This is a genomic window from Streptomyces sp. NRRL S-118 (assembly GCF_000716335.1).
Lineage (GTDB): Bacteria > Actinomycetota > Actinomycetes > Streptomycetales > Streptomycetaceae > Streptomyces.
Genome location: NZ_KL591013.1, coordinates 199,135 through 216,404, shown reverse-complemented (window position 1 = coordinate 216,404; position 17,270 = coordinate 199,135). Strand labels below are relative to the sequence as shown.

The window sequence follows — 17,270 nt, the reverse complement described above, 5'->3', positions numbered from 1 at the left end:
CGCCCGTCTCGCATGACGGGCGCAAAACGTCCGTCATGCGAGATCACACTCGGGAACCCGGACCGGGAATCGATACGATGACCGCATGGTTTCCATCGACGTGAGCGAACAGACGCCGGGCACCCCGCTGCTCGTGGCGCGGCTGCACGTCGACCTGTGCCGCCTCGCCAGCGCCATGTGTCCGCGCTGCGCCGCCGCTTGACCGGCCCGACCGCGCACCACCCCGCACCTCGCCGCGCCCGTCCGCGCGCACGCAGCACGCCCGCCCCACCGCCTTTCGCCCCGCCCGCCCTTCCGACAGGAGCCCACGCCATGGCCATCGAGGTCCGCATCCCGACCATCCTCCGCACCTACACCGGCGGCGCCAAGGCCGTCGAGGGCAGCGGAGCGACCCTCGCCGACCTCTTCGCCGACCTCGAGACCCGGCACGCGGGCATCCAGGAGCGCATCGTCGACGGCGGCGAGCTGCGCCGGTTCGTGAACGTGTACCTGAACGACGAGGACGTCCGCTTCCTCGACGGCATCAACACCAAGCTGTCCGACGGCGACAACGTCACGATCCTGCCGGCCGTCGCCGGCGGCATGCGCTGAGCGGCGCCGGCGCCGATGCGTTACGACAGCCCCCTCGCCGCGGTCGGCAACACCCCGCTGGTCCGGTTGCCGCGCCTGTCCCCTTCGGACGAGGTGCGCATCTGGGCCAAGCTGGAGGACCGCAACCCGACCGGCTCGATCAAGGACCGGCCGGCCCTGCACATGATCGAGCAGGCCGAGAAGGACGGCCGGCTCACCCCCGGCTGCACCATCCTCGAACCCACCAGCGGCAACACGGGCATCTCCCTCGCGATGGCGGCCAGGCTCAAGGGCTACCGCATCGTCTGCGTGATGCCCGAGAACACCTCGCAGGAACGGCGCGAACTGCTCGCGATGTGGGGCGCCGAGATCATCTCCTCGCCGGCCGCCGGCGGCTCCAACACGGCCGTGCGGGTCGCCAAGGAACTCGCCGCCGAGCACCCCGACTGGGTGATGCTCTACCAGTACGGCAACCCCGACAACGCGGGCGCGCACTACGCGACGACCGGCCCCGAGATCCTGGCCGACCTGCCGTCCCTCACCCACTTCGTGGCGGGGCTCGGGACCACCGGGACACTGATGGGCGTCGGCCGCTACCTGCGCGAGCACAAGCCGGACGTGAAGATCGTCGCCGCCGAGCCGCGCTACGACGACCTCGTCTACGGGCTGCGGAACCTCGACGAGGGCTTCGTCCCCGAGCTGTACGACGCCTCCGTCCTCACGACCCGCTTCTCCGTCGGCTCGGCCGACGCGGTCACCCGTACCCGGGAACTCCTCCAGCAGGAAGGAATCTTCGCGGGCGTCTCGACCGGCGCGGCGCTGCACGCCGCGATCGGCGTCGGGAAGAAGGCGGTCAAGGCCGGCGAGAGCGCGGACATCGTGTTCGTCGTGGCCGACGGCGGCTGGAAGTACCTCTCGACCGGCGTCTACACGGCCGCCACCACCGAAGAGGCCATCGCCACCCTCCAGGGCCAGCTCTGGGCCTGACGCCCGGCAGCGGGGCGGCGCCCGCCGCCCCCGGTCCGGCGACGGCACCGGGCCGGGCCATGCCGGGCTAGGCGGACAGGTGGCGCACCCGGTCCCATACGAGGGGGTCCACCTCGCCCACCCGGCGGCGGAACCGCGCCAGCGGGACGTCGCGGAGCTCGTCCGGCTCCAGGAAGCTCGGCCGGCCCCGCGCGTCGCCCACCGCATCCGGCCGCAGGGCGATCAGCCCCGGCCGGCCCTCCCGGTAGCGGCTGGTGATCTTGGCGACGCGCGCCGTGCCGTCCCGTACCGCCAGGACCAGGCACGGGCGGTCCTTGGAGCCCGGCCCGTCCTCGTACGGCACGTCGGCCCACCAGATCTCGCCCGCCCGCGGCCGCCGCGCCGGCACACCGCCCGGCCGCCCCGGCGGACGGCCAGGGGGGCGCGTACGGCCCCCCGGACGGCGGCTGCGCAACCGGCCGTCGGTCACGGCCGCCACCAGTGCGATCACCACGACGGCGCCGAGCGCCGGCCACCAGGACGTGTCCATGCGTCAGAACGCTACAAGCGCGTGCTCCGCCCGAACCGGTGACAGCACAGGTGAGTTCCCCCACAACGGGGCACTGCGAAGGAGCGACCCGCGCCACCGCGCCTTACGCTCGGTAAACCGCACGACCTCCCCCCGTCAGCGTCCCCCGCTCCCGTCCACGGAGGTTCTCGCTCCATGAAGCTCACCGTCGTCGGCTGCTCCGGGTCGTTCCCGTCCGCGGAATCGGCCTGCTCGAGCTACCTCGTCGAGGCCGACGGCTTCCGGCTGCTCCTCGACATGGGCAACGGCGCCCTGGGCGAGCTGCAGCGCCACATCGGTCTGTACGACCTGGACGCGATCTTCCTCAGCCACCTGCACGCCGATCACTGCATCGACATGTGCGGGTACTTCGTCGCGCGCTACTACCGCCACGAGGGCGGCCGCTGCGCCGCCCTCCCGGTGTACGCCCCCGACGGCGCCGAACAGCGGCTGACCACGGCGTACGCGGACACGCCGTCCGACACGTCGATGAGCGAGGTGTTCGACTTCCACGCGCTCAAGTCCGGCTCCTTCGACCTCGGCCCCTTCCACGTCCGTACGGAGAAGGTGTGCCACCCGGTCGAGGCGTACGGCATCCGGATCGAGCACGGCGGGAAGTCGATCACCTACTCCGGTGACACCGGTGTGTGCGACGAGCTGGACGTCCTCGCCGACGGTACGGACCTCTTCCTCTGCGAGGCGTCCTTCACCTACGGCAAGGAGGACATCCCGGGCCTCCACCTGAACGGCCGCGAGGCGGGCGCGCACGCGGCCCGGGCCGGTGCGCGGCGGCTGGTCCTCACGCACATCCCGCCGTGGACCGACGGCGAGCGCAACCTGGCGGACGCGCGCGCCGTCTACGACGGCCCGTCGGAGCTCGCGCGGGCGGGCGCGGTGTACGAGGTGTGAAAAAGGCCCCCGGGTGACCGGGGGCCTTTCTCAGGAGGTGCTTACTTGGCCTCGGCCTTCTGGAGCTCGGCCAGCTCCTCGTCGGACTCACGGCCCGGCGTCGGAAGGTTGAACTTGGTGATCGCGAAGCGGAAGACCACGTAGTAGACCGCCGCGAAGCACAGACCCACCAGGGCCAGGCCCCACGGGTTGGAGGCGATGCCCAGGTTGAGAAGGAAGTCGATGGCGCCGGCGGAGAAGCCGAAGCCGTCCTTCATGCCCAGCGCCCAGGTGAGCGCCATGGAGACACCGGTCAGCACCGCGTGGAGCGCGTACAGCACCGGGGCGATGAACATGAACGTGAACTCGATCGGCTCGGTCACACCGGTGACGAAGGACGTCAGCGCGAGCGAGAACATCATGCCGCCGACGACCTTGCGGCGCTCGGGGCGGGCGCAGTGGACGATCGCGAGGCACGCCGCCGGGAGGGCGAACATCATGATCGGGAAGAAGCCGGTCATGAACTGTCCGGCGGTCGGGTCACCGGCGAGGAAGCGGGCGATGTCGCCGCTCTTGCCGTTGTACTCGCCGGCCTGGAGCCACGGGAAGGAGTTCAGCAGGTGGTGCATGCCGACCGGGATGAGGGCGCGGTTGGCGACACCGAAGATGCCCGCGCCGACGGCGCCGGAGCCGACCAGCCACTCACCGAAGTTGTGCAGCCCCGTGCCCAGCCACGGCCAGATCAGGCCGAAGACGATGCCGATGACCAGGCCGGCGAAGGACGACAGGATCGGGACGAGACGGCGGCCGCCGAAGAAGCCCAGCCAGTCCGGCAGCTTGGTGCGGTAGAAGCGCTGGTAGATCAGGGCGACGACGAGGCCCATGACCACACCGCCGAGGACCTTGGCGTCGACCGCCTGCTCCACCATGACGATCTTGCCGTCGACGATGGCTTCCTTCTTGGGCAGGCTGCTGTCCGTGAAGGTGCCCAGGACGCTCTTGAAGACGAGGTAGCCGGCGACGGCCGCCAGACCGGTCGAGCCGTCGGACTTCTTCGCGAAGCCGATCGCGATACCGACGGCGAACAGCAGCGCCATGTTGTCGAGCAGGGCGCCACCACCTGCGGCCATGTACCCTGCGATCTTGGTGATGAAGGTCGGGAAGGACTCCCGGCCGAGCATGTCGGGCTGACCGAAGCGGACCAGGAGCGCGGCTGCCGGCAGCACGGCGACCGGCAGCATGAGGCTGCGGCCGATGCGCTGCAGGACAGCCATCGCGCCGGCGCCCTTCTTCTTCTCCGCCGCGGGGGCGGCGCTGGCCGTGGACATCAGGTTCCTCCCAGGGGCAAGGCGCCGCCCAGGACAGTGGTGTCGTACGGGGGACGGCGGCGTCTCAAGCAACGCGGCGCAACGCCGCGTGGTCTACACCATTAACTGGTGTAGACCTGTTGTAGCACGGTGAGGGTTAGATAAGGAACTTGCGATTTGATAACGCCGAAGGGGCCCCGGACCTGAGCAGGTCGGGGCCCCTTCCGCGTCTCCGCGCGGCGCTCGCGGCTACGGCCTGGTCACGTCCGTCTCCGTCTCCTCCGGCTCACGGCCGGGGGTCTGGAGGTCGAACCTGGTGATCGCGAAGCGGAAGATCGCGTAATACAGGACCGCGAAGACCAGCCCGATCGGAATGATCAGCCACGGCCTCGTCGCCAGACCCCAGTTGATGACGTAGTCGATGAGACCGGCCGAGAAGCTGAAACCGTCCTTCACCCCGAACGCCCACGTCACCGCCATCGACACCCCGGTCAGCAGCGCGTGGATCGCGTAGAGCACCGGGGCGATGAAGAGGAAGGAGTACTCGATCGGCTCGGTGATGCCGGTGACGAAGGACGTCAGCGCCACCGACAGCATCAGGCCCCCGACCTCCTTGCGGCGGTGCGGCTTGGCGCAGTGCGTGATGGCCAGGGCGGCGGCGGGCAGTGCGAACATCATGATCGGGAAGAAGCCGGTGGTGAACTGCCCGGCCTCCGGGTCGCCCGCCAGGAACATGGTGATGTCGCCGTGGACGACCGTGCCGTCCGGCTTGGTGTAGCTGCCGAACTGGAACCAGACGGGCACGTTCAGGAACTGGTGCAGGCCGATCACCAGCAGCGCGCGGTTGGCGACGCCGAAGATGCCCGAGCCCCAGGCGCCGAGCCCCACCAGCCAGTCGCTGAAGCTCTCCAGGGCGTCGCCGATCGGCGGCCAGATCCACAGGCACACCACGGCGAAGGCGATCCCGACGAACGACATCATGATCGGGACGAGCCGGCGGCCGTTGAAGAAGCCCAGCCAGTCCACCAGCTTCACCCGGTGGTAACGCTGCCAGAACCACGCCGCGAGCAGTCCCATGACGATGCCGCCGAAGACACCCGGGTTCTCGTACGTGTACGCCACGAACATGTCGTCCGGCGCCAGGCACCCGCCGTTGAGGTCCGTCGTGCCCGGCGGGCAGTCCTGAGGGAAGGCGCGCAGCACGCCCCGGTACACCAGGAAGCCGACCACCGCCGCCAGTGCGGTGGAGCCGTCCGCCTTCTTCGCCATGCCGATCGCGACACCCACGCAGAACAGCAGCGGCAGACCGAGGTCGGCGTCGAGCAGCGCGCCGCCCGCGCCCGCCATCACCCTGGCGACGTCCGTCCAGCCGGCGCCCTCCGCGCCGAAGACGTCCGGCTGGCCCAGGCGGTTGATGATGCCCGCCGCGGGCAGCACGGCGATCGGGAGCTGGAGGCTGCGGCCCATCTTCTGCAGCCCCTGGAAGACACCCGACCACCGGCTCGGCCTCGGCGGGGCCGCGCTCTGCGAACTCATCGGCGTCCTCCTCGTGCCCCCGCTGGGAGACTGGTGTAGACCAGTTGCGATATGGTAGGCGCTGGTGATCGTCATCCTTCGGTACGAGCCGGTCATGTGCCTGCGAAGATGGGCCAACCGTGCGTTACGGTGACGAAAGACCTAGGTGGGCCGAGTAGCGCTCAGTGCTCTTGAACGCAGGGAGAAAGACATGGCCAGCAAGGCTGAGAAGATCGTCGCCGGGCTCGGCGGCATCGACAACATCGAAGAGGTCGAGGGCTGCATCACCCGCCTGCGCACCGAGGTGGCCGACCCCGCCCTGGTCGACGAAGCCGCGCTGAAGGCCGCCGGCGCCCACGGCGTCGTCAAGATGGGCTCCGCGATCCAGGTCGTCATCGGCACCGACGCCGACCCGATCGCCGCGGAGATCGAAGACATGATGTGAGGCGAATCCTCACCCCTGAGGGGCCCGTTCCGGTACCGGAACGGGCCCCTCGCACATCGGGGACTACGCTCGTCCCATGTCTCGAATCGACGGCCGCACCCCCGAACAGCTCCGCCCGGTCACCATCGAACGCGGATGGAGCAAGCACGCCGAGGGCTCCGTCCTCATCTCCTTCGGCGACACCAAGGTCTTCTGCACCGCCTCCGTCACCGAAGGCGTCCCGCGCTGGCGCAAGGGAAGCGGCGAAGGCTGGGTCACCGGCGAGTACTCGATGCTCCCGCGCTCCACCAACACCCGCGGCGACCGCGAATCCGTACGCGGCAAGATCGGCGGCCGCACCCACGAGATCTCCCGCCTCATCGGCCGCTCCCTGCGCGCCGTCATCGACTACAAGGCCCTCGGCGAGAACACCATCGTCCTCGACTGCGACGTCCTCCAGGCCGACGGCGGCACCCGCACCGCCGCCATCACCGGCGCGTACGTCGCCCTCGCCGACGCCGTCGCCTGGGCGCAGCGCCACAAGCTCGTCAAGGCGGGCCGCAAGCCGCTCACCGGCACCGTCTCCGCCGTCTCCGTCGGCATCGTCGACGGCACCCCGCTCCTCGACCTCTGCTACGAGGAGGACGTGCGCGCCGAGACCGACATGAACGTCGTCTGCACCGGCGACGGCCGCTTCGTCGAGGTCCAGGGCACCGCCGAGGCCGAGCCCTTCGACCGCAAGGAGCTCAACGCCCTCCTCGACCTCGCCACCGGCGGCTGCGCCGACCTCGCCGCCCTCCAGCGCGAGGCCCTCGACCTCACGCTCTGACAACCCGGCAACCACGGGCGCCCTCCCGGGCGTCCCCTCCGGTACGGGCGTACGGGCCGAACCGTACGCCCGTCCGCAGCCCTCGGGAGGACCGTTCCATGCGCCGTCGCCGTACCGCCGCCCTCGCCGCCGCCACCGCAGTGCTCGCCCTCACCGCCGTGACCGGCTGCGGCGCCCTCGACAAGGCCATGGACTGCGTCCAGGCCGCCGACGCCATCGCCACCAGCGTCGACAAGCTGAGCCAGGCCGTCTCCTCCGCCACCGACGACCCCACCCGGCTGAACGAGTCCCTCGACGAGATCGACAGGGAACTCGACAGCCTCAGGGACAAGACGGACAACGCCGACCTGTCCAAGGCCGTCGACGACCTCGGCAAGGGCGTCGAAAGCGTCCGCACCGCCGTCAAGAACGGCGACGCCACCCCCGACATCAAGCCGGTCACCGACGCCGCCACCGAGATCGGCAAGGTCTGCACCCCCTGATCCCCGGAGATACTGGGGCCATGACCCGCCTAATCCTCGCCACCCGCAACGCCGGGAAGATCACCGAACTCCACGCCATCCTCGCCGACGCCGGGCTCGACCACGAGCTCGTCGGCGCGGACGCGTACCCCGAGGTCCCCGACGTCAAGGAGACCGGCGTCACCTTCGCCGAGAACGCCCTGCTCAAGGCCCACGCCCTCGCCCGGGCCACCGGCCTGCCCGCCGTCGCCGACGACTCGGGCCTGTGCGTCGACGTCCTCGGCGGCGCCCCCGGCATCTTCTCCGCCCGCTGGTCCGGCACCCACGGCGACGACCGGGCCAACCTGGACCTGCTCCTCGCCCAACTCGCCGACATCGCCCCTGAACACCGCGGCGCCCACTTCGCCTGCGCGGCCGCCCTCGCCCTCCCCGACGGCACCGAACGCGTCGTCGAAGGCCGCCTCCGCGGCACCCTGCGCCACGCCCCCTCCGGCACCAACGGCTTCGGCTACGACCCGATCCTCCAGCCCGACGGCGAAACCCGCACCTGCGCGGAACTCACCCCGCAGGAGAAGAACGCCATCAGCCACCGCGGCCAGGCGTTCCGCGCCCTGGTCCCGGTGGTCCGGGAACTGCTGGGCTGAGGCCGATACGGCTGCGGGCGCGGCACCTGCTCGGTGCCGCGCCCGTCATGCGTGGGCCCGGTGGGACTCGAACCCACGACACACCGGACCTAAACCGGCGCCCTCTAGGCCAGCTGGGGTACGGACCCGCGGTCGCTACTTTACTGGTCGGCTGTGGCGCCCGTACGTCGAGATCGCTTTGAGTGGGTGCCTGTCTGGCTGTGGCAGGACGGGCACAGATAACGAAGGTTCGCCAAGCGGTTGTCCAACCGGTCGCCGTTGATGTGGTCGATCTCGAGGACCAGTCGTCTCCCTTGCCAGACGTCCGCGATGCCGCATGCGGCGCAGAGGTGCGGCACGCCCAGGTCGTCGAGCGCCCGGCGCAGCTGCACCGTCCTGGTCCGCGGTGAACCCGGAGTGCTGAGCCGGAGGATGTCCTCGGCCGCTTTCCGTGTGGGCGAGGGCTGCCCGGCCCGATGGCCCTGTCCGACGAAATGGGCCGTGGAGACCCCGTATGCCTCGATGCTCCGCTTCACCCGCGCCCGTGCCGCGCCGCTGCCCGGGCGGCCAAGCCTGCGCAGCACTTCGGCGATGCTGCGCGACTGGGCGACCGCAGGGGCGAGCTGCTCGCGTGGAAGCAGATCGCCGCGAGCCGCTGTGGCGAAAGGAGAGGTGTCGACGCCGGACCGGTCGCGCTTGTCGGTGAGCACGTCACGGCGAAGCCGTGGCCTGCTCATGGCGCGGACCTCCGCTTCCGGCCGCGGTACGTGTCCGTCACCGCATGGCAGTTCGGACACAACAGCCGCAGATTCTCGGGGCGGTTGTCCGACCAATCACCGTTGAGGTGATCGACCTCCAGCCGGAGCGGCGCTCCGTTCCACTCTGGTCCCGTCCCGCACATCGCGCAGCGCTCCGCCACACCGATGCGCAGCAGTTCGCGCCGTAACCGTTCCCCCGGAACTCTGCCGCCTTCGCGAGGGCGGAGGGCCAGGAGGGGGACCGGTGCCTTCCTGGCGCGGCGCTGCCGGGACTTCGGGAAATGGGAGGTGTCGATGGCCAGGGCGCTGATCCGGCGGCTGATGTGCGCTTGGTTGCCACCCACCGGGCTGAGGCCCAGCCGACGGACCACGTCCTTGACGCTCGTGGCCCCCGCGACCGCCTCCCTGAGCCGTTGCTCGGTGTGGCGCACGCCTTGCGGGGCGAAGTGCGAGGTGTCCACCCCGGCTTCCGCCATCTTCCTCCGCAGATAGCGACGGCTGCCGGGCGTCGGCGTGCCGCCGCACCAGCGGACCGCTTCGTCCCAGCTCCTCGTCTCCCGCGCCGCTGCGGCCAACAGCTCGCGGGTGTACCTCGCCCGCATCGTCCCCTCCGTCCTCGGCCGCGCGTTCGCAGCCCCGAACGGATCAACGAACCGGTTATCGGACGGTCACGCCGCGGGGGTCAGGTCCTCCGAGGAGGAGACCGAGGGCGGCGCGCCCGCGAGGGTTCCCCGGGCCGCTGAGCCGGAAAGGCTCCCGCAAGCGGACGGCCGGCACACCCGACCGGCACCCGGCCGCGTGGGACCTCGGTCGCACGGCGGCGGGGCTTCCGGGCGTACGGCTCAGATGCCGAGGTCCTTGATGATCTTGGCGACATGGCCGGTCGCCTTCACGTTGTAGAGGGCGCGCTCGACCTTGCCCTCCTCGTCCACGACGACCGTCGAGCGGATCACGCCCGTCACGGTCTTGCCGTACAGCTTCTTCTCGCCGAAGGCGCCGTACGCCTCCAGTGTCTCCTTCGACGGGTCGCCGACCAGCGTGACCTTCAGGTTCTCCTTCTCGCGGAACTTCGCCAGCTTCTCCGGCTTGTCCGGGGAGATTCCGATGACGTCGTAGCCGGCGCCGGCCAGCACCTCCAGGTTGTCGGTGAAGTCGCACGCCTGCTTGGTGCAGCCGGGCGTCATCGCGGCGGGGTAGAAGTAGACGATCACCTTGCGGCCCTTGTGGTCCGCGAGCGAGACGTCGTTGCCGTCCGCGTCGGGCAGGGTGAAGGCGGGGGCGGTGTCGCCGGGCTGCAGTCGCTCGCTCATGGCTCTTCCTGGCTCCTCGGGTCCCTGGGGAGGGGTGGGCGTACGTCGACAGAGCCTAATGGGGGTCGGGGACGGTGAGCGGGCCGTCGAGCTGACAGACTGTCCACCACGGATTCGGACGGACCTACGGAGGCAGCGCGGTGTCGGATGCCAGGACCCCTGCGCAGATCGAGGCGGACATCGTCCGCAGGCGCGAGCAGCTCGCCGTCACTCTCGACGAGATCGGCGTACGCATGCACCCGAAGACGATCATCGGGGACGCGAAGGCCAGGATGGCGTCGACGGTCGACCAGACCGCCGGCCGCGCCTTCGTCACCGTGAACCGGGTCGTGACGGACGTGAAGGGCCGGTTCGTCGAGGAGGACGGCTCGCCGCGGCTGGAGCGGGTCGTGCCCGTGGCGCTGCTCGCCATCGGCGTGGTCGGCCTGCTCGCGATGAGCGTGCGGCGCCGGAAGGCCTGACCCGGCGCCGGAGACCTGGACCCCCCTTCGGCGCGCGCGGCGCGCCGGGCCAGGTAGTTTCGTGGGGTGAGCGAGAACACCCACGACAAGCTGCCCATCCGCATGCTGCACGACCGCGTGCTGGTACGGAACGACACGCCCGAGGGCGAGCGGCGCTCGGGCGGCGGGATCCTGATCCCGGCGACCGCCGCCGTCGGTCGCCGGCTGGCCTGGGCCGAGGTGGTCGCCGTCGGCCAGAACGTACGGACGGTGGAACCGGGTGACCGGGTGCTGTACGACCCCGAGGACCGTGCCGAGGTCGAGGTGCGGGGCGTCGCGTACGTCCTGATGCGGGAGCGCGACCTGCACGCGGTCGCGGCCGACCGGTTCGAGGGTTCGGAGGACTCGACGGGGCTCTATCTGTAGCCCTGCGGTCCCACGGCGGTTTGCTACGTTGGGAAGGCCTCTGAGGGACCCGACGAGACGCGCCGTACCGGGTTGACGCAAAGACGACGCACTGTCCGTTCGCCGTTTTTTCCGCGTCCCGGAGGTGCGCCGTCATGGCATGGGTTCTGTTGATCGTCGCCGGCCTGCTCGAGGTGGGCTGGTCCGTCGGGATGAAGTACACCGACGGGTTCACGCGGCTGTGGCCGAGCCTGCTCACGGGCGCCGGGATCGTCGCCAGCATGGCGCTGCTGTCCCAGGCCGCGAAGAGCCTGCCGATCGGTACGGCCTACGGCGTCTGGGTCGGCATCGGCGCGGCCGGCGCGGCGGTGGTCGGCATGGTCGTCCTGGGCGAGCCGGCGACCGCCGCGCGGATCTTCTTCGTCTGCCTGCTGCTGGTGGCGGTGGTGGGCCTCAAGGCCACCTCCGGACACTGAGCCGTGCCGCTGCGCCGCCGCGCCGCCGTGGCCTTCGGCGATCACGGCGACGGGCGGGCCGGCGTGCCGGAGCGGGCGTCGGGGCTCGCGGTCTCCGTCGCCGCGGGCGAGCCGGGGTGGTGCCCGTCGGTGGCCGCGGGCGGCGCGGCCGCCCTCACGGCCAGGTGCCCGGCGAGGCCGGGCGCGGCGGGTTCCGCGGGTTCCGCGGGGGCCGCGGGGACGGGGCGGCCGACCGCACCGACATCGACACCTCCGTCCGGGCCGAGTGGGTCCGCCGGGCTCCCCGAGCCGCCGGTGGCGGCCGCGTCATCGGGCCCGACCGGGGCCGCTGGGGCCGCAGGGACCGTCGGCGGGCCCGGGGCTGCCGGGGCTGCGGGGGTGCCACCGTCCGGGACGTCGTCGGAGGAGGCGTCCTCCAGGTGGCGCTCCGGCCGCCCGGACCCACCGGGCTCGTCGGGATCGCCCGGCGCGTCCGGGGAGGCCGACTCCGAAGGGTCCTCCCGCGGCTCCATGCCGTCCGCGATGCGCAGGTCGAAGTCCTGTACCGCCGTGCCCGCCAGGGCGTCGCGGGTGTACTGGCCCCAGATCTCGGCCGGCGCGCCGCCGCCGTTCATGCGGACCAGGCCCAGCGCTCCGTACAGCGGCTGCTGCGTGCCCGCCTCCGGGTCCTGGCCCATCACCGCGACCACGGTGGCCAGGTTCGGCGTGTAGCCGGCGAACCAGGCCGCCTTGTCGTCCTCCGCGGTGCCGGTCTTGCCGGCGGCCGGCCGGCCCGCCGCCTGGGCCGCGGTGCCGGTGCCGCCCTCGATGACGCTGCGCAGCATCGCCGTGGTCGTGTCGGCGGCCTCGCGGCTGATCGCCTGGGTGGCCTCGGCGGTGGGCAGCTCGATGTCCTCGCCGTTCCTCTGCACCCGTTCGACCAGCCGGTACGGGCTGTGCCGGCCGTGGTCGGCGAGTGTCGCGTACGCCTGCGCCATGTCGAGGGCCGACGCGGTGGCGGGGCCGAGGGCGATGGACGGCGAGGGGTTGAGGTCCGGGGTGTCGATGGGCAGGCCCAGGTTGATGGCGGTCTGCTCGACCTTGTCCGGGCCGACGTCGACGGCCAACTGCGCGTAGACCGCGTTGACGGACTTGTCGGTGGCGGTGCGCACGGTGATGGGGCCGTACGACACGTCGTCCTCGTTGGCCGGGTTGTACGCCGGTCCCGTCCAGCCCGTCACGGGCCGCATGTTGGTGCCGTCGTACGTGGTGTTCGGCGTGATGCGCTCGCCGTGCTGGGTCCGCGAGCCGTGGTGGACGGCCGCGGCGAAGACGAACGGCTTGAAAGTGGAGCCGACCTGGTAGTCGCGGCGGGTCGCGTTGTTGACGTACTGCCTGGTGTAGTCGACTCCGCCGTACATGGCGACGACCTTGCCGGTGGCGGGTTCGATGGACACGCCGCCGACGCGGACGAACCGGTCGGTCTCGTTGCCCGTGGGGTCGAGCCGCGCGGTGACCTGGTCCTCGACGGCCTGGGCGAAGGCGTCCTGCTTCTGCTTCTGCAGGGTGGTGGTGATGCGGTACCCGCCGCGGGCGAGGTCCTTCTCGTGCAGCACCCCGTGGTTGGTGAGGTAGTCCCGGACGGCCTGGACGACGTAGCCGCGCTGCCCGGCCAGGCCCGTGGTGGCCTTCGCCTCCAGCGGCGCGGGGAAGAGGGCTTCGGAGCGGGAGCGGGGGTTGAGCCACCGCTCCTTGACCATCGCGTCGAGGACGTACACCCAGCGGGCGACGGCCCGCGGGCGGTTCCGGGGGTGGGTCGCGACGTCGTACGCGCTGGGGGCGTTGAGCAGCGAGGCGAGGTAGGCGCCCTCGGCGAGGTCGAGGTCCTGGACGTCCTTGTCGTAGTACGCGCGGGCGGCGGCCTGGATGCCGTAGGCGTTGCGGCCGTAGTAGCTGGTGTTGAGGTAGCCCTCGAAGATCTCGTTCTTCGTCTTCTCGCGGTCGAGCTTGATCGCGATGAAGAACTCCTTCACCTTGCGGGTGATGGTGCGCTCCTGGCCGAGGTAGTAGTTCTTGACGTACTGCTGCGTGATGGTGGACCCGCCCTGCGTGCCCTTGCCGCTGAGGGTGTTCCAGGCGGCGCGGACCATGGCCTCGGGGTCGACGGCGGCCGCCTCGTAGAAGTCGCGGTCCTCGGCGGCGAGGACGGCGTGCCGGACGTGTGCGGGGATCTGGGCGAGTTCGACGTTCTCGCGGTTGACCCGGCCGTCGCGGGCGATCTGGGTGCCGTCGCTGTAGAGGTACACGTTGGACTGGGCGGTGGCGGCGGCGTTGGCGGGCGGGATGTCGACGAGGTGGTACCCGGCGAAGAAGCCGCCGGCGAGCAGCAGTGAGAGGAAGAGGAACGCGCCGAGCGTCATCCGCCAGGTGGGCAGGAGGCGCCGCCACCCGCTGCGGCGGCGCCGCTTCCGCCGGGACGCGCCGGCCGCCGCGGCCGGGCCGCCTGACGGCGCGTCACCGCCGCCGCGCCCGGGCTCTCCCGGGCCATCGGGCTCTCCGGGACGCCCTGACTCTCCCGGGTGTCCGGAAGCGGCCCGGGTGCCCGCGGTACCGGGCTCCGTGGAGTTCCCCGCGTGCGGGGTGTTCGGCGGGCCGCCCTGGCGGCCGGAGCCGCCGGGGTTCCCCGGGGGCGGGCCGGCGACGGTCGGGTCGCGGGGTCCCCACGCCTGCTGCGGTGGCTCGTCGCTCATGTTCTCCGGCCTGTCGGTGTGACGCTGCACTGTTTATGACGTTTTGTCCGATGCTCATCTTGCACCGAAAACGGGTCGCGGCGACGGATTCCGCAGGGCTAGGGTCTTTCGTTCGGACCAGGCTGGGTCAGGGGGTGGCGTCCGGTGGATGGGGTCTCCCCTGGCCCGTCAGGGCCGAGGGAACGCATCGCACGGCGCAGGAGGAAGCCGCGGCGGAGCGTCGGCGACCGACGACGACGCCGCGAGGTGCGGGGTCCAGGTGCCCCGAGCCGAGCAGGATCCGAACGAGAGGCCCTGGGCTCGTCGGCTTCGGCGGGGAGACACGGGGGAGCGGCGAGGAGGGGGTCCGGGTGGGGCTGTACGCGGCCGTGGCGGCCGGCGGGTTCCGGCGCCATGCGACGTATCGGGTGGCGACCGCGGCGGGAGTGTTCACCAACACCGTCTTCGGCTTCATCCTGGCGTACACCTACATGGCCCTGTGGGACGAGCGCCCCGGGCTCGGCGGCTACGACATGGCCGAGGCGCTGGCCTATGTGTGGATCGGGCAGGCGCTGCTCGCGACCTGCGGCCTGATGGGCGGCGGCTTCGAGGACGAGCTGATGGAGCGCATCCGAACGGGTGACATCGCCGTCGACCTCTACCGGCCCGCCGACCTCCAGCTGTGGTGGCTCTCCGTCGCCGTGGGCCGTTCCGCCTTCCTCCTCCTGGGGCGGGGCGTGGTGCCGATGGCCATCGGGGCGCTCGCCTTCGACATCGCGCTGCCCGGGAGCGCGCTGACCTGGCTCGCCTTCCTGGTGTCGGTGGCGCTCGGCGTGCTGGTGAGCTTCGCGGTGTGGTTCCTCGTGGCGCTGAGCGCGTTCTGGCTGATGGACGGGGCCGGGGTGGTGCAGGTGGCGTGGCTGTCGGGGACGTTCTTCTCGGGGATGCTGCTGCCGCTGACCGTCTTCCCGGGCGTGCTCGGCGAGGTGGCGCGGATGCTGCCCTGGGCCTCCATGCTCCAGGTGCCGGCGGACGTGTTCCTGGAGAAGCGGACCGGGTGGGGCCTGGCGGAGGCGTACGCGTTCCAGGGCGGCTGGGCGCTGGTCCTGCTGCTGGCCGGGCGGGTGCTCCAGGCCGTGGCGACGCGACGGGTGGTGGTGCAGGGTGGCTGAGGTGCGTGAGGGACTGCGCGCGTACGGGCTCATCGCCGCCATGTGGGTGCGCTCGACGATGACGTACCGCTTCTCGTTCGCGATGACGCTGTTGTCGAACTTCCTGGCGACCGCCTTCGACTTCGTCGTCATCCTGCTGATGTTCAGTCAGGTGCGCGGCCTCGGCGGCTTCTCCTTCGCCGAGGTGGCCTTCCTGTACGGCACGACCAGCACCGCCTTCGGGCTGGCGGACCTGGCGCTGGGGCAGATCCAGCGGCTGGGGAGACGGGTGCGCGACGGGACGCTGGACACGCTGCTGGTGCGGCCGGTGCCCGTGCTGGCGCAGGTGGCGGCGGACCGGTTCGCGCTGCGGCGGCTGGGCCGGGTGACGCAGGGCCTGCTGGTGCTGGTGTGGTCGCTGCTGATCCTCGACGAGGTGACGTGGACGCCCGCGAAGGTGGCGCTCGTACCGCTGATGGTGGTGACCGGCTGGCTGATCTTCTCGTCGGTGATGGTGGCGGGGGCGGCCTTCCAGTTCCTGGCCCAGGACGCGGCGGAGGTCACCAACTCGTTCACGTACGGCGGCAACACGCTGCTCCAGTACCCGCCGACGATCTTCGCGGCGGACCTGGTGCGCGGCGTGGTCTACGTGGTGCCCCTCGCCTTCGTGAACTGGGTCCCCGCCCTGTACGTGCTGGGCCGCGAAGCCCCGGCGGGGCTGCCGTGGTGGTCGGCGTTCGCCTCGCCGGCGGTGGCGGTGCTCTTCTGCGCCCTGGCGGGGCTGGCCTGGCGGGTGGGAGTTCGTTCGTACCGGAGCACGGGGAGCTGAGCGCGCACATGGACGACTTCATCGAGCTGGACGGCGTCGAGAAGGTCTTCGACGTACGGCGCAGGGTGCCCGGCACCCTGCGCCGCGAGAAGCGCCGGGTACGGGCGGTGGACGGCATCACCTTCCGCGTCCCGCGCGGCGAGATGGTGGGCTACATCGGCCCCAACGGCGCCGGCAAGTCCACCACCATCAAGATGCTCACGGGCATCCTGACCCCCAGCGGCGGCCGGCTGCGCGTCGCCGGCATCGACCCGTCGCGCGAGCGCACCCGCCTGGCGCGGCGCATCGGCGTGGTGTTCGGGCAGCGGACGACGCTGTGGTGGGACCTCCCGCTGCGCGACTCCTACCGCCTGGTCCACCGCATGTACCGGATCCCGGAGGCCCGCTTCCGGGAGAACCTCGACCGGTGTGTCGAACTGCTCGACCTGGGCGAGCTGCTGAACGTGCCGGTACGGCAGCTCTCCCTCGGCCAGCGCATGCGCGGCGACATCGCGGCGGCACTGCTGCACGACCCCGAGGTGCTGTACCTGGACGAGCCGACGATCGGGCTCGACGTCATCTCCAAGGCGAAGGTACGGGGCTTCCTGCGCGAGCTGAACGCCGAGCGCGGCACGACCGTGCTGCTCACCACGCACGACCTCACCGACATCGAGCAGCTGTGCAAGCGCGTGATGGTCATCGACCACGGGCGGCTGGTGTACGACGGCTCGCTGCACGGGCTGCACGAGGTGGGCGCCGGCGAGCGCACCCTGGTGGTGGACCTGGAGCGTGAGCTGCCGCCGATCGAGGCGCCCGACGGGGCGCGGGTGGTGAAGGTGGAAGGGCCGCGGCAGTGGCTGGCCTTCCCGGCGGCCCGCTCGGCGGCACCGCTGGTGGCGCGGATCGCGGCGGAGTACCCGCTGGTGGACCTGTCGGTGCGGGAGCCGGACATCGAGGCGGTGATCTCCAAGATGTACGCGGAGCGGTCGGCGGGCCTGTGACGGTGCTCCGGGAGCGGCTGTTCGGCGCCCCGGAGGCTCCCGACGCTCCCGACGCTCCCGAG

The 17,270-nt window shown here is 71.4% G+C and carries 21 protein-coding genes, 1 tRNA gene and 1 riboswitch; of the genes, 14 read left to right on the top strand and 8 right to left on the bottom strand.

Features of this window, described 5'->3' with window-relative positions; genetic code table 11:
* Positions 1 to 85 precede the first annotated feature (85 nt).
* From IH00_RS45275 to IH00_RS0122330, 3 genes are all read left to right on the top strand, one after another.
* Positions 86 to 202 carry a putative leader peptide gene (locus tag IH00_RS45275; RefSeq protein WP_324615797.1) on the top strand — a complete coding sequence of 39 codons (117 nt, stop codon included), beginning with the start codon at positions 86 to 88 and terminating at the stop codon, positions 200 to 202.
* A 110-nt stretch (positions 203 to 312) separates the two neighbouring features.
* Positions 313 to 591 carry a MoaD/ThiS family protein gene (locus IH00_RS0122335; protein WP_031076315.1) on the top strand — a complete coding sequence of 93 codons (279 nt, stop codon included), beginning with the start codon at positions 313 to 315 and terminating at the stop codon, positions 589 to 591.
* Between the two features lie 15 nt (positions 592 to 606).
* Positions 607 to 1,557 (top strand): PLP-dependent cysteine synthase family protein, encoded by a 951-nt coding sequence (locus tag IH00_RS0122330; RefSeq protein WP_031076314.1) that lies wholly within the window; start codon positions 607 to 609, stop codon positions 1,555 to 1,557.
* A 67-nt stretch (positions 1,558 to 1,624) separates the two neighbouring features.
* Here IH00_RS0122330 and IH00_RS0122325 read toward each other — a convergent pair whose 3' ends face one another.
* On the bottom strand, positions 1,625 to 2,086 hold the full coding sequence (locus IH00_RS0122325) for a type II toxin-antitoxin system PemK/MazF family toxin (protein WP_031076312.1): 462 nt from the start codon (positions 2,084 to 2,086) through the stop codon (positions 1,625 to 1,627).
* A gap of 174 nt (positions 2,087 to 2,260) precedes the next feature.
* Between IH00_RS0122325 and IH00_RS0122320 the strand changes: the two genes are divergently transcribed.
* Complete coding sequence (locus tag IH00_RS0122320) at positions 2,261 to 3,013, top strand: MBL fold metallo-hydrolase (protein WP_031076310.1); 753 nt, start codon at positions 2,261 to 2,263, stop codon at positions 3,011 to 3,013.
* 41 nt (positions 3,014 to 3,054) lie between these two features.
* Here IH00_RS0122320 and IH00_RS0122315 read toward each other — a convergent pair whose 3' ends face one another.
* Positions 3,055 to 4,320 carry a PTS transporter subunit EIIC gene (locus tag IH00_RS0122315; protein WP_031076308.1) on the bottom strand — a complete coding sequence of 422 codons (1,266 nt, stop codon included), beginning with the start codon at positions 4,318 to 4,320 and terminating at the stop codon, positions 3,055 to 3,057.
* Between the two features lie 228 nt (positions 4,321 to 4,548).
* Entirely contained in the window at positions 4,549 to 5,835 is a 1,287-nt protein-coding gene (locus IH00_RS0122310; protein WP_031076306.1) for a PTS transporter subunit EIIC, read from the bottom strand.
* Between the two features lie 190 nt (positions 5,836 to 6,025).
* Between IH00_RS0122310 and IH00_RS0122305 the strand changes: the two genes are divergently transcribed.
* From IH00_RS0122305 to rdgB, 4 genes are all read left to right on the top strand, one after another.
* A complete protein-coding gene (locus tag IH00_RS0122305; RefSeq protein WP_031076305.1) occupies positions 6,026 to 6,259 on the top strand; it encodes a PTS sugar transporter subunit IIB in 234 nt (77 codons plus the stop codon).
* 76 nt (positions 6,260 to 6,335) lie between these two features.
* Entirely contained in the window at positions 6,336 to 7,067 is a 732-nt protein-coding gene (gene rph, locus IH00_RS0122300; RefSeq protein ID WP_031076303.1) for a ribonuclease PH, read from the top strand.
* A 98-nt stretch (positions 7,068 to 7,165) separates the two neighbouring features.
* Complete coding sequence (locus tag IH00_RS0122295; RefSeq protein WP_031076301.1) at positions 7,166 to 7,549, top strand: hypothetical protein; 384 nt, start codon at positions 7,166 to 7,168, stop codon at positions 7,547 to 7,549.
* 20 nt (positions 7,550 to 7,569) lie between these two features.
* Positions 7,570 to 8,172, top strand: a complete 603-nt coding sequence (gene rdgB, locus IH00_RS0122290; protein WP_031076299.1) for an RdgB/HAM1 family non-canonical purine NTP pyrophosphatase — start codon at positions 7,570 to 7,572, stop codon at positions 8,170 to 8,172.
* 52 nt (positions 8,173 to 8,224) lie between these two features.
* Here rdgB and IH00_RS0122285 read toward each other — a convergent pair.
* The 4 genes from IH00_RS0122285 to bcp all read right to left on the bottom strand — a co-directional run bounded on the left by IH00_RS0122285 (position 8,225) and on the right by bcp (position 10,219).
* Positions 8,225 to 8,300, bottom strand: a tRNA-Leu gene (locus IH00_RS0122285).
* A 12-nt stretch (positions 8,301 to 8,312) separates the two neighbouring features.
* A complete protein-coding gene (locus tag IH00_RS37605) occupies positions 8,313 to 8,861 on the bottom strand; it encodes an HNH endonuclease signature motif containing protein (protein WP_234334927.1) in 549 nt (182 codons plus the stop codon).
* 23 nt (positions 8,862 to 8,884) lie between these two features.
* Positions 8,885 to 9,511 (bottom strand): HNH endonuclease signature motif containing protein, encoded by a 627-nt coding sequence (locus tag IH00_RS0122275; protein ID WP_031076295.1) that lies wholly within the window; start codon positions 9,509 to 9,511, stop codon positions 8,885 to 8,887.
* Between the two features lie 240 nt (positions 9,512 to 9,751).
* Positions 9,752 to 10,219: a thioredoxin-dependent thiol peroxidase gene (gene bcp, locus IH00_RS0122270; protein ID WP_031076293.1), complete on the bottom strand. Its 468-nt coding sequence runs from the start codon at positions 10,217 to 10,219 to the stop codon at positions 9,752 to 9,754.
* Positions 10,220 to 10,359: 140 nt separating this feature from the next.
* Here bcp and IH00_RS0122265 point away from each other — a divergent pair, with 140 nt between their 5' ends.
* The 3 genes from IH00_RS0122265 to IH00_RS0122255 all read left to right on the top strand — a co-directional run bounded on the left by IH00_RS0122265 (position 10,360) and on the right by IH00_RS0122255 (position 11,540).
* Entirely contained in the window at positions 10,360 to 10,680 is a 321-nt protein-coding gene (locus IH00_RS0122265) for a DUF3618 domain-containing protein (protein ID WP_031076291.1), read from the top strand.
* Positions 10,681 to 10,746: 66 nt separating this feature from the next.
* A complete protein-coding gene (locus tag IH00_RS0122260) occupies positions 10,747 to 11,085 on the top strand; it encodes a GroES family chaperonin (protein ID WP_031076289.1) in 339 nt (112 codons plus the stop codon).
* A gap of 32 nt (positions 11,086 to 11,117) precedes the next feature.
* Positions 11,118 to 11,178, top strand: a riboswitch (guanidine-III (ykkC-III) riboswitch).
* Between the two features lie 41 nt (positions 11,179 to 11,219).
* On the top strand, positions 11,220 to 11,540 hold the full coding sequence (locus IH00_RS0122255) for a DMT family transporter (RefSeq protein ID WP_031076287.1): 321 nt from the start codon (positions 11,220 to 11,222) through the stop codon (positions 11,538 to 11,540).
* A gap of 41 nt (positions 11,541 to 11,581) precedes the next feature.
* Here the strand turns inward: IH00_RS0122255 and IH00_RS37600 are convergent, their stop codons facing one another.
* The gene (locus IH00_RS37600; protein WP_078887912.1) at positions 11,582 to 14,269 is read right to left on the bottom strand and encodes a transglycosylase domain-containing protein; all 2,688 of its coding nucleotides are present in this window, start codon (positions 14,267 to 14,269) and stop codon (positions 11,582 to 11,584) included.
* Positions 14,270 to 14,619: 350 nt separating this feature from the next.
* Here IH00_RS37600 and IH00_RS0122245 point away from each other — a divergent pair, with 350 nt between their 5' ends.
* From IH00_RS0122245 to IH00_RS0122235, 3 genes are read left to right on the top strand one after another with little or no spacing between them, the layout of a single operon-like run.
* Positions 14,620 to 15,420, top strand: a complete 801-nt coding sequence (locus IH00_RS0122245) for an ABC transporter permease (protein ID WP_031076283.1) — start codon at positions 14,620 to 14,622, stop codon at positions 15,418 to 15,420.
* Between the two features lie 40 nt (positions 15,421 to 15,460).
* Entirely contained in the window at positions 15,461 to 16,228 is a 768-nt protein-coding gene (locus IH00_RS0122240) for an ABC transporter permease (protein WP_078887911.1), read from the top strand.
* An 8-nt stretch (positions 16,229 to 16,236) separates the two neighbouring features.
* Complete coding sequence (locus IH00_RS0122235) at positions 16,237 to 17,208, top strand: ABC transporter ATP-binding protein (protein WP_031076280.1); 972 nt, start codon at positions 16,237 to 16,239, stop codon at positions 17,206 to 17,208.
* Positions 17,209 to 17,270 lie beyond the last annotated feature (62 nt).

Excerpts from the sequence above, each read along its gene's own strand:
- IH00_RS45275 (WP_324615797.1), top strand. The coding sequence starts at position 86 with ATGGTTTCCATCGACGTGAGCGAACAGACGCCGGGCACCCCGCTGCTC.
- IH00_RS0122335 (WP_031076315.1), top strand. The coding sequence starts at position 313 with ATGGCCATCGAGGTCCGCATCCCGACCATCCTCCGCACCTACACCGGC.
- IH00_RS0122330 (WP_031076314.1), top strand. The coding sequence starts at position 607 with ATGCGTTACGACAGCCCCCTCGCCGCGGTCGGCAACACCCCGCTGGTC.
- IH00_RS0122325 (WP_031076312.1), bottom strand. The coding sequence starts at position 2,086 with ATGGACACGTCCTGGTGGCCGGCGCTCGGCGCCGTCGTGGTGATCGCA.
- IH00_RS0122320 (WP_031076310.1), top strand. The coding sequence starts at position 2,261 with ATGAAGCTCACCGTCGTCGGCTGCTCCGGGTCGTTCCCGTCCGCGGAA.
- IH00_RS0122315 (WP_031076308.1), bottom strand. The coding sequence starts at position 4,320 with ATGTCCACGGCCAGCGCCGCCCCCGCGGCGGAGAAGAAGAAGGGCGCC.
- IH00_RS0122310 (WP_031076306.1), bottom strand. The coding sequence starts at position 5,835 with ATGAGTTCGCAGAGCGCGGCCCCGCCGAGGCCGAGCCGGTGGTCGGGT.
- IH00_RS0122305 (WP_031076305.1), top strand. The coding sequence starts at position 6,026 with ATGGCCAGCAAGGCTGAGAAGATCGTCGCCGGGCTCGGCGGCATCGAC.
- rph (WP_031076303.1), top strand. The coding sequence starts at position 6,336 with ATGTCTCGAATCGACGGCCGCACCCCCGAACAGCTCCGCCCGGTCACC.
- IH00_RS0122295 (WP_031076301.1), top strand. The coding sequence starts at position 7,166 with ATGCGCCGTCGCCGTACCGCCGCCCTCGCCGCCGCCACCGCAGTGCTC.
- rdgB (WP_031076299.1), top strand. The coding sequence starts at position 7,570 with ATGACCCGCCTAATCCTCGCCACCCGCAACGCCGGGAAGATCACCGAA.
- IH00_RS0122275 (WP_031076295.1), bottom strand. The coding sequence starts at position 9,511 with ATGCGGGCGAGGTACACCCGCGAGCTGTTGGCCGCAGCGGCGCGGGAG.
- bcp (WP_031076293.1), bottom strand. The coding sequence starts at position 10,219 with ATGAGCGAGCGACTGCAGCCCGGCGACACCGCCCCCGCCTTCACCCTG.
- IH00_RS0122255 (WP_031076287.1), top strand. The coding sequence starts at position 11,220 with ATGGCATGGGTTCTGTTGATCGTCGCCGGCCTGCTCGAGGTGGGCTGG.
- IH00_RS37600 (WP_078887912.1), bottom strand. The coding sequence starts at position 14,269 with ATGAGCGACGAGCCACCGCAGCAGGCGTGGGGACCCCGCGACCCGACC.
- IH00_RS0122240 (WP_078887911.1), top strand. The coding sequence starts at position 15,461 with ATGTGGGTGCGCTCGACGATGACGTACCGCTTCTCGTTCGCGATGACG.
- IH00_RS0122235 (WP_031076280.1), top strand. The coding sequence starts at position 16,237 with ATGGACGACTTCATCGAGCTGGACGGCGTCGAGAAGGTCTTCGACGTA.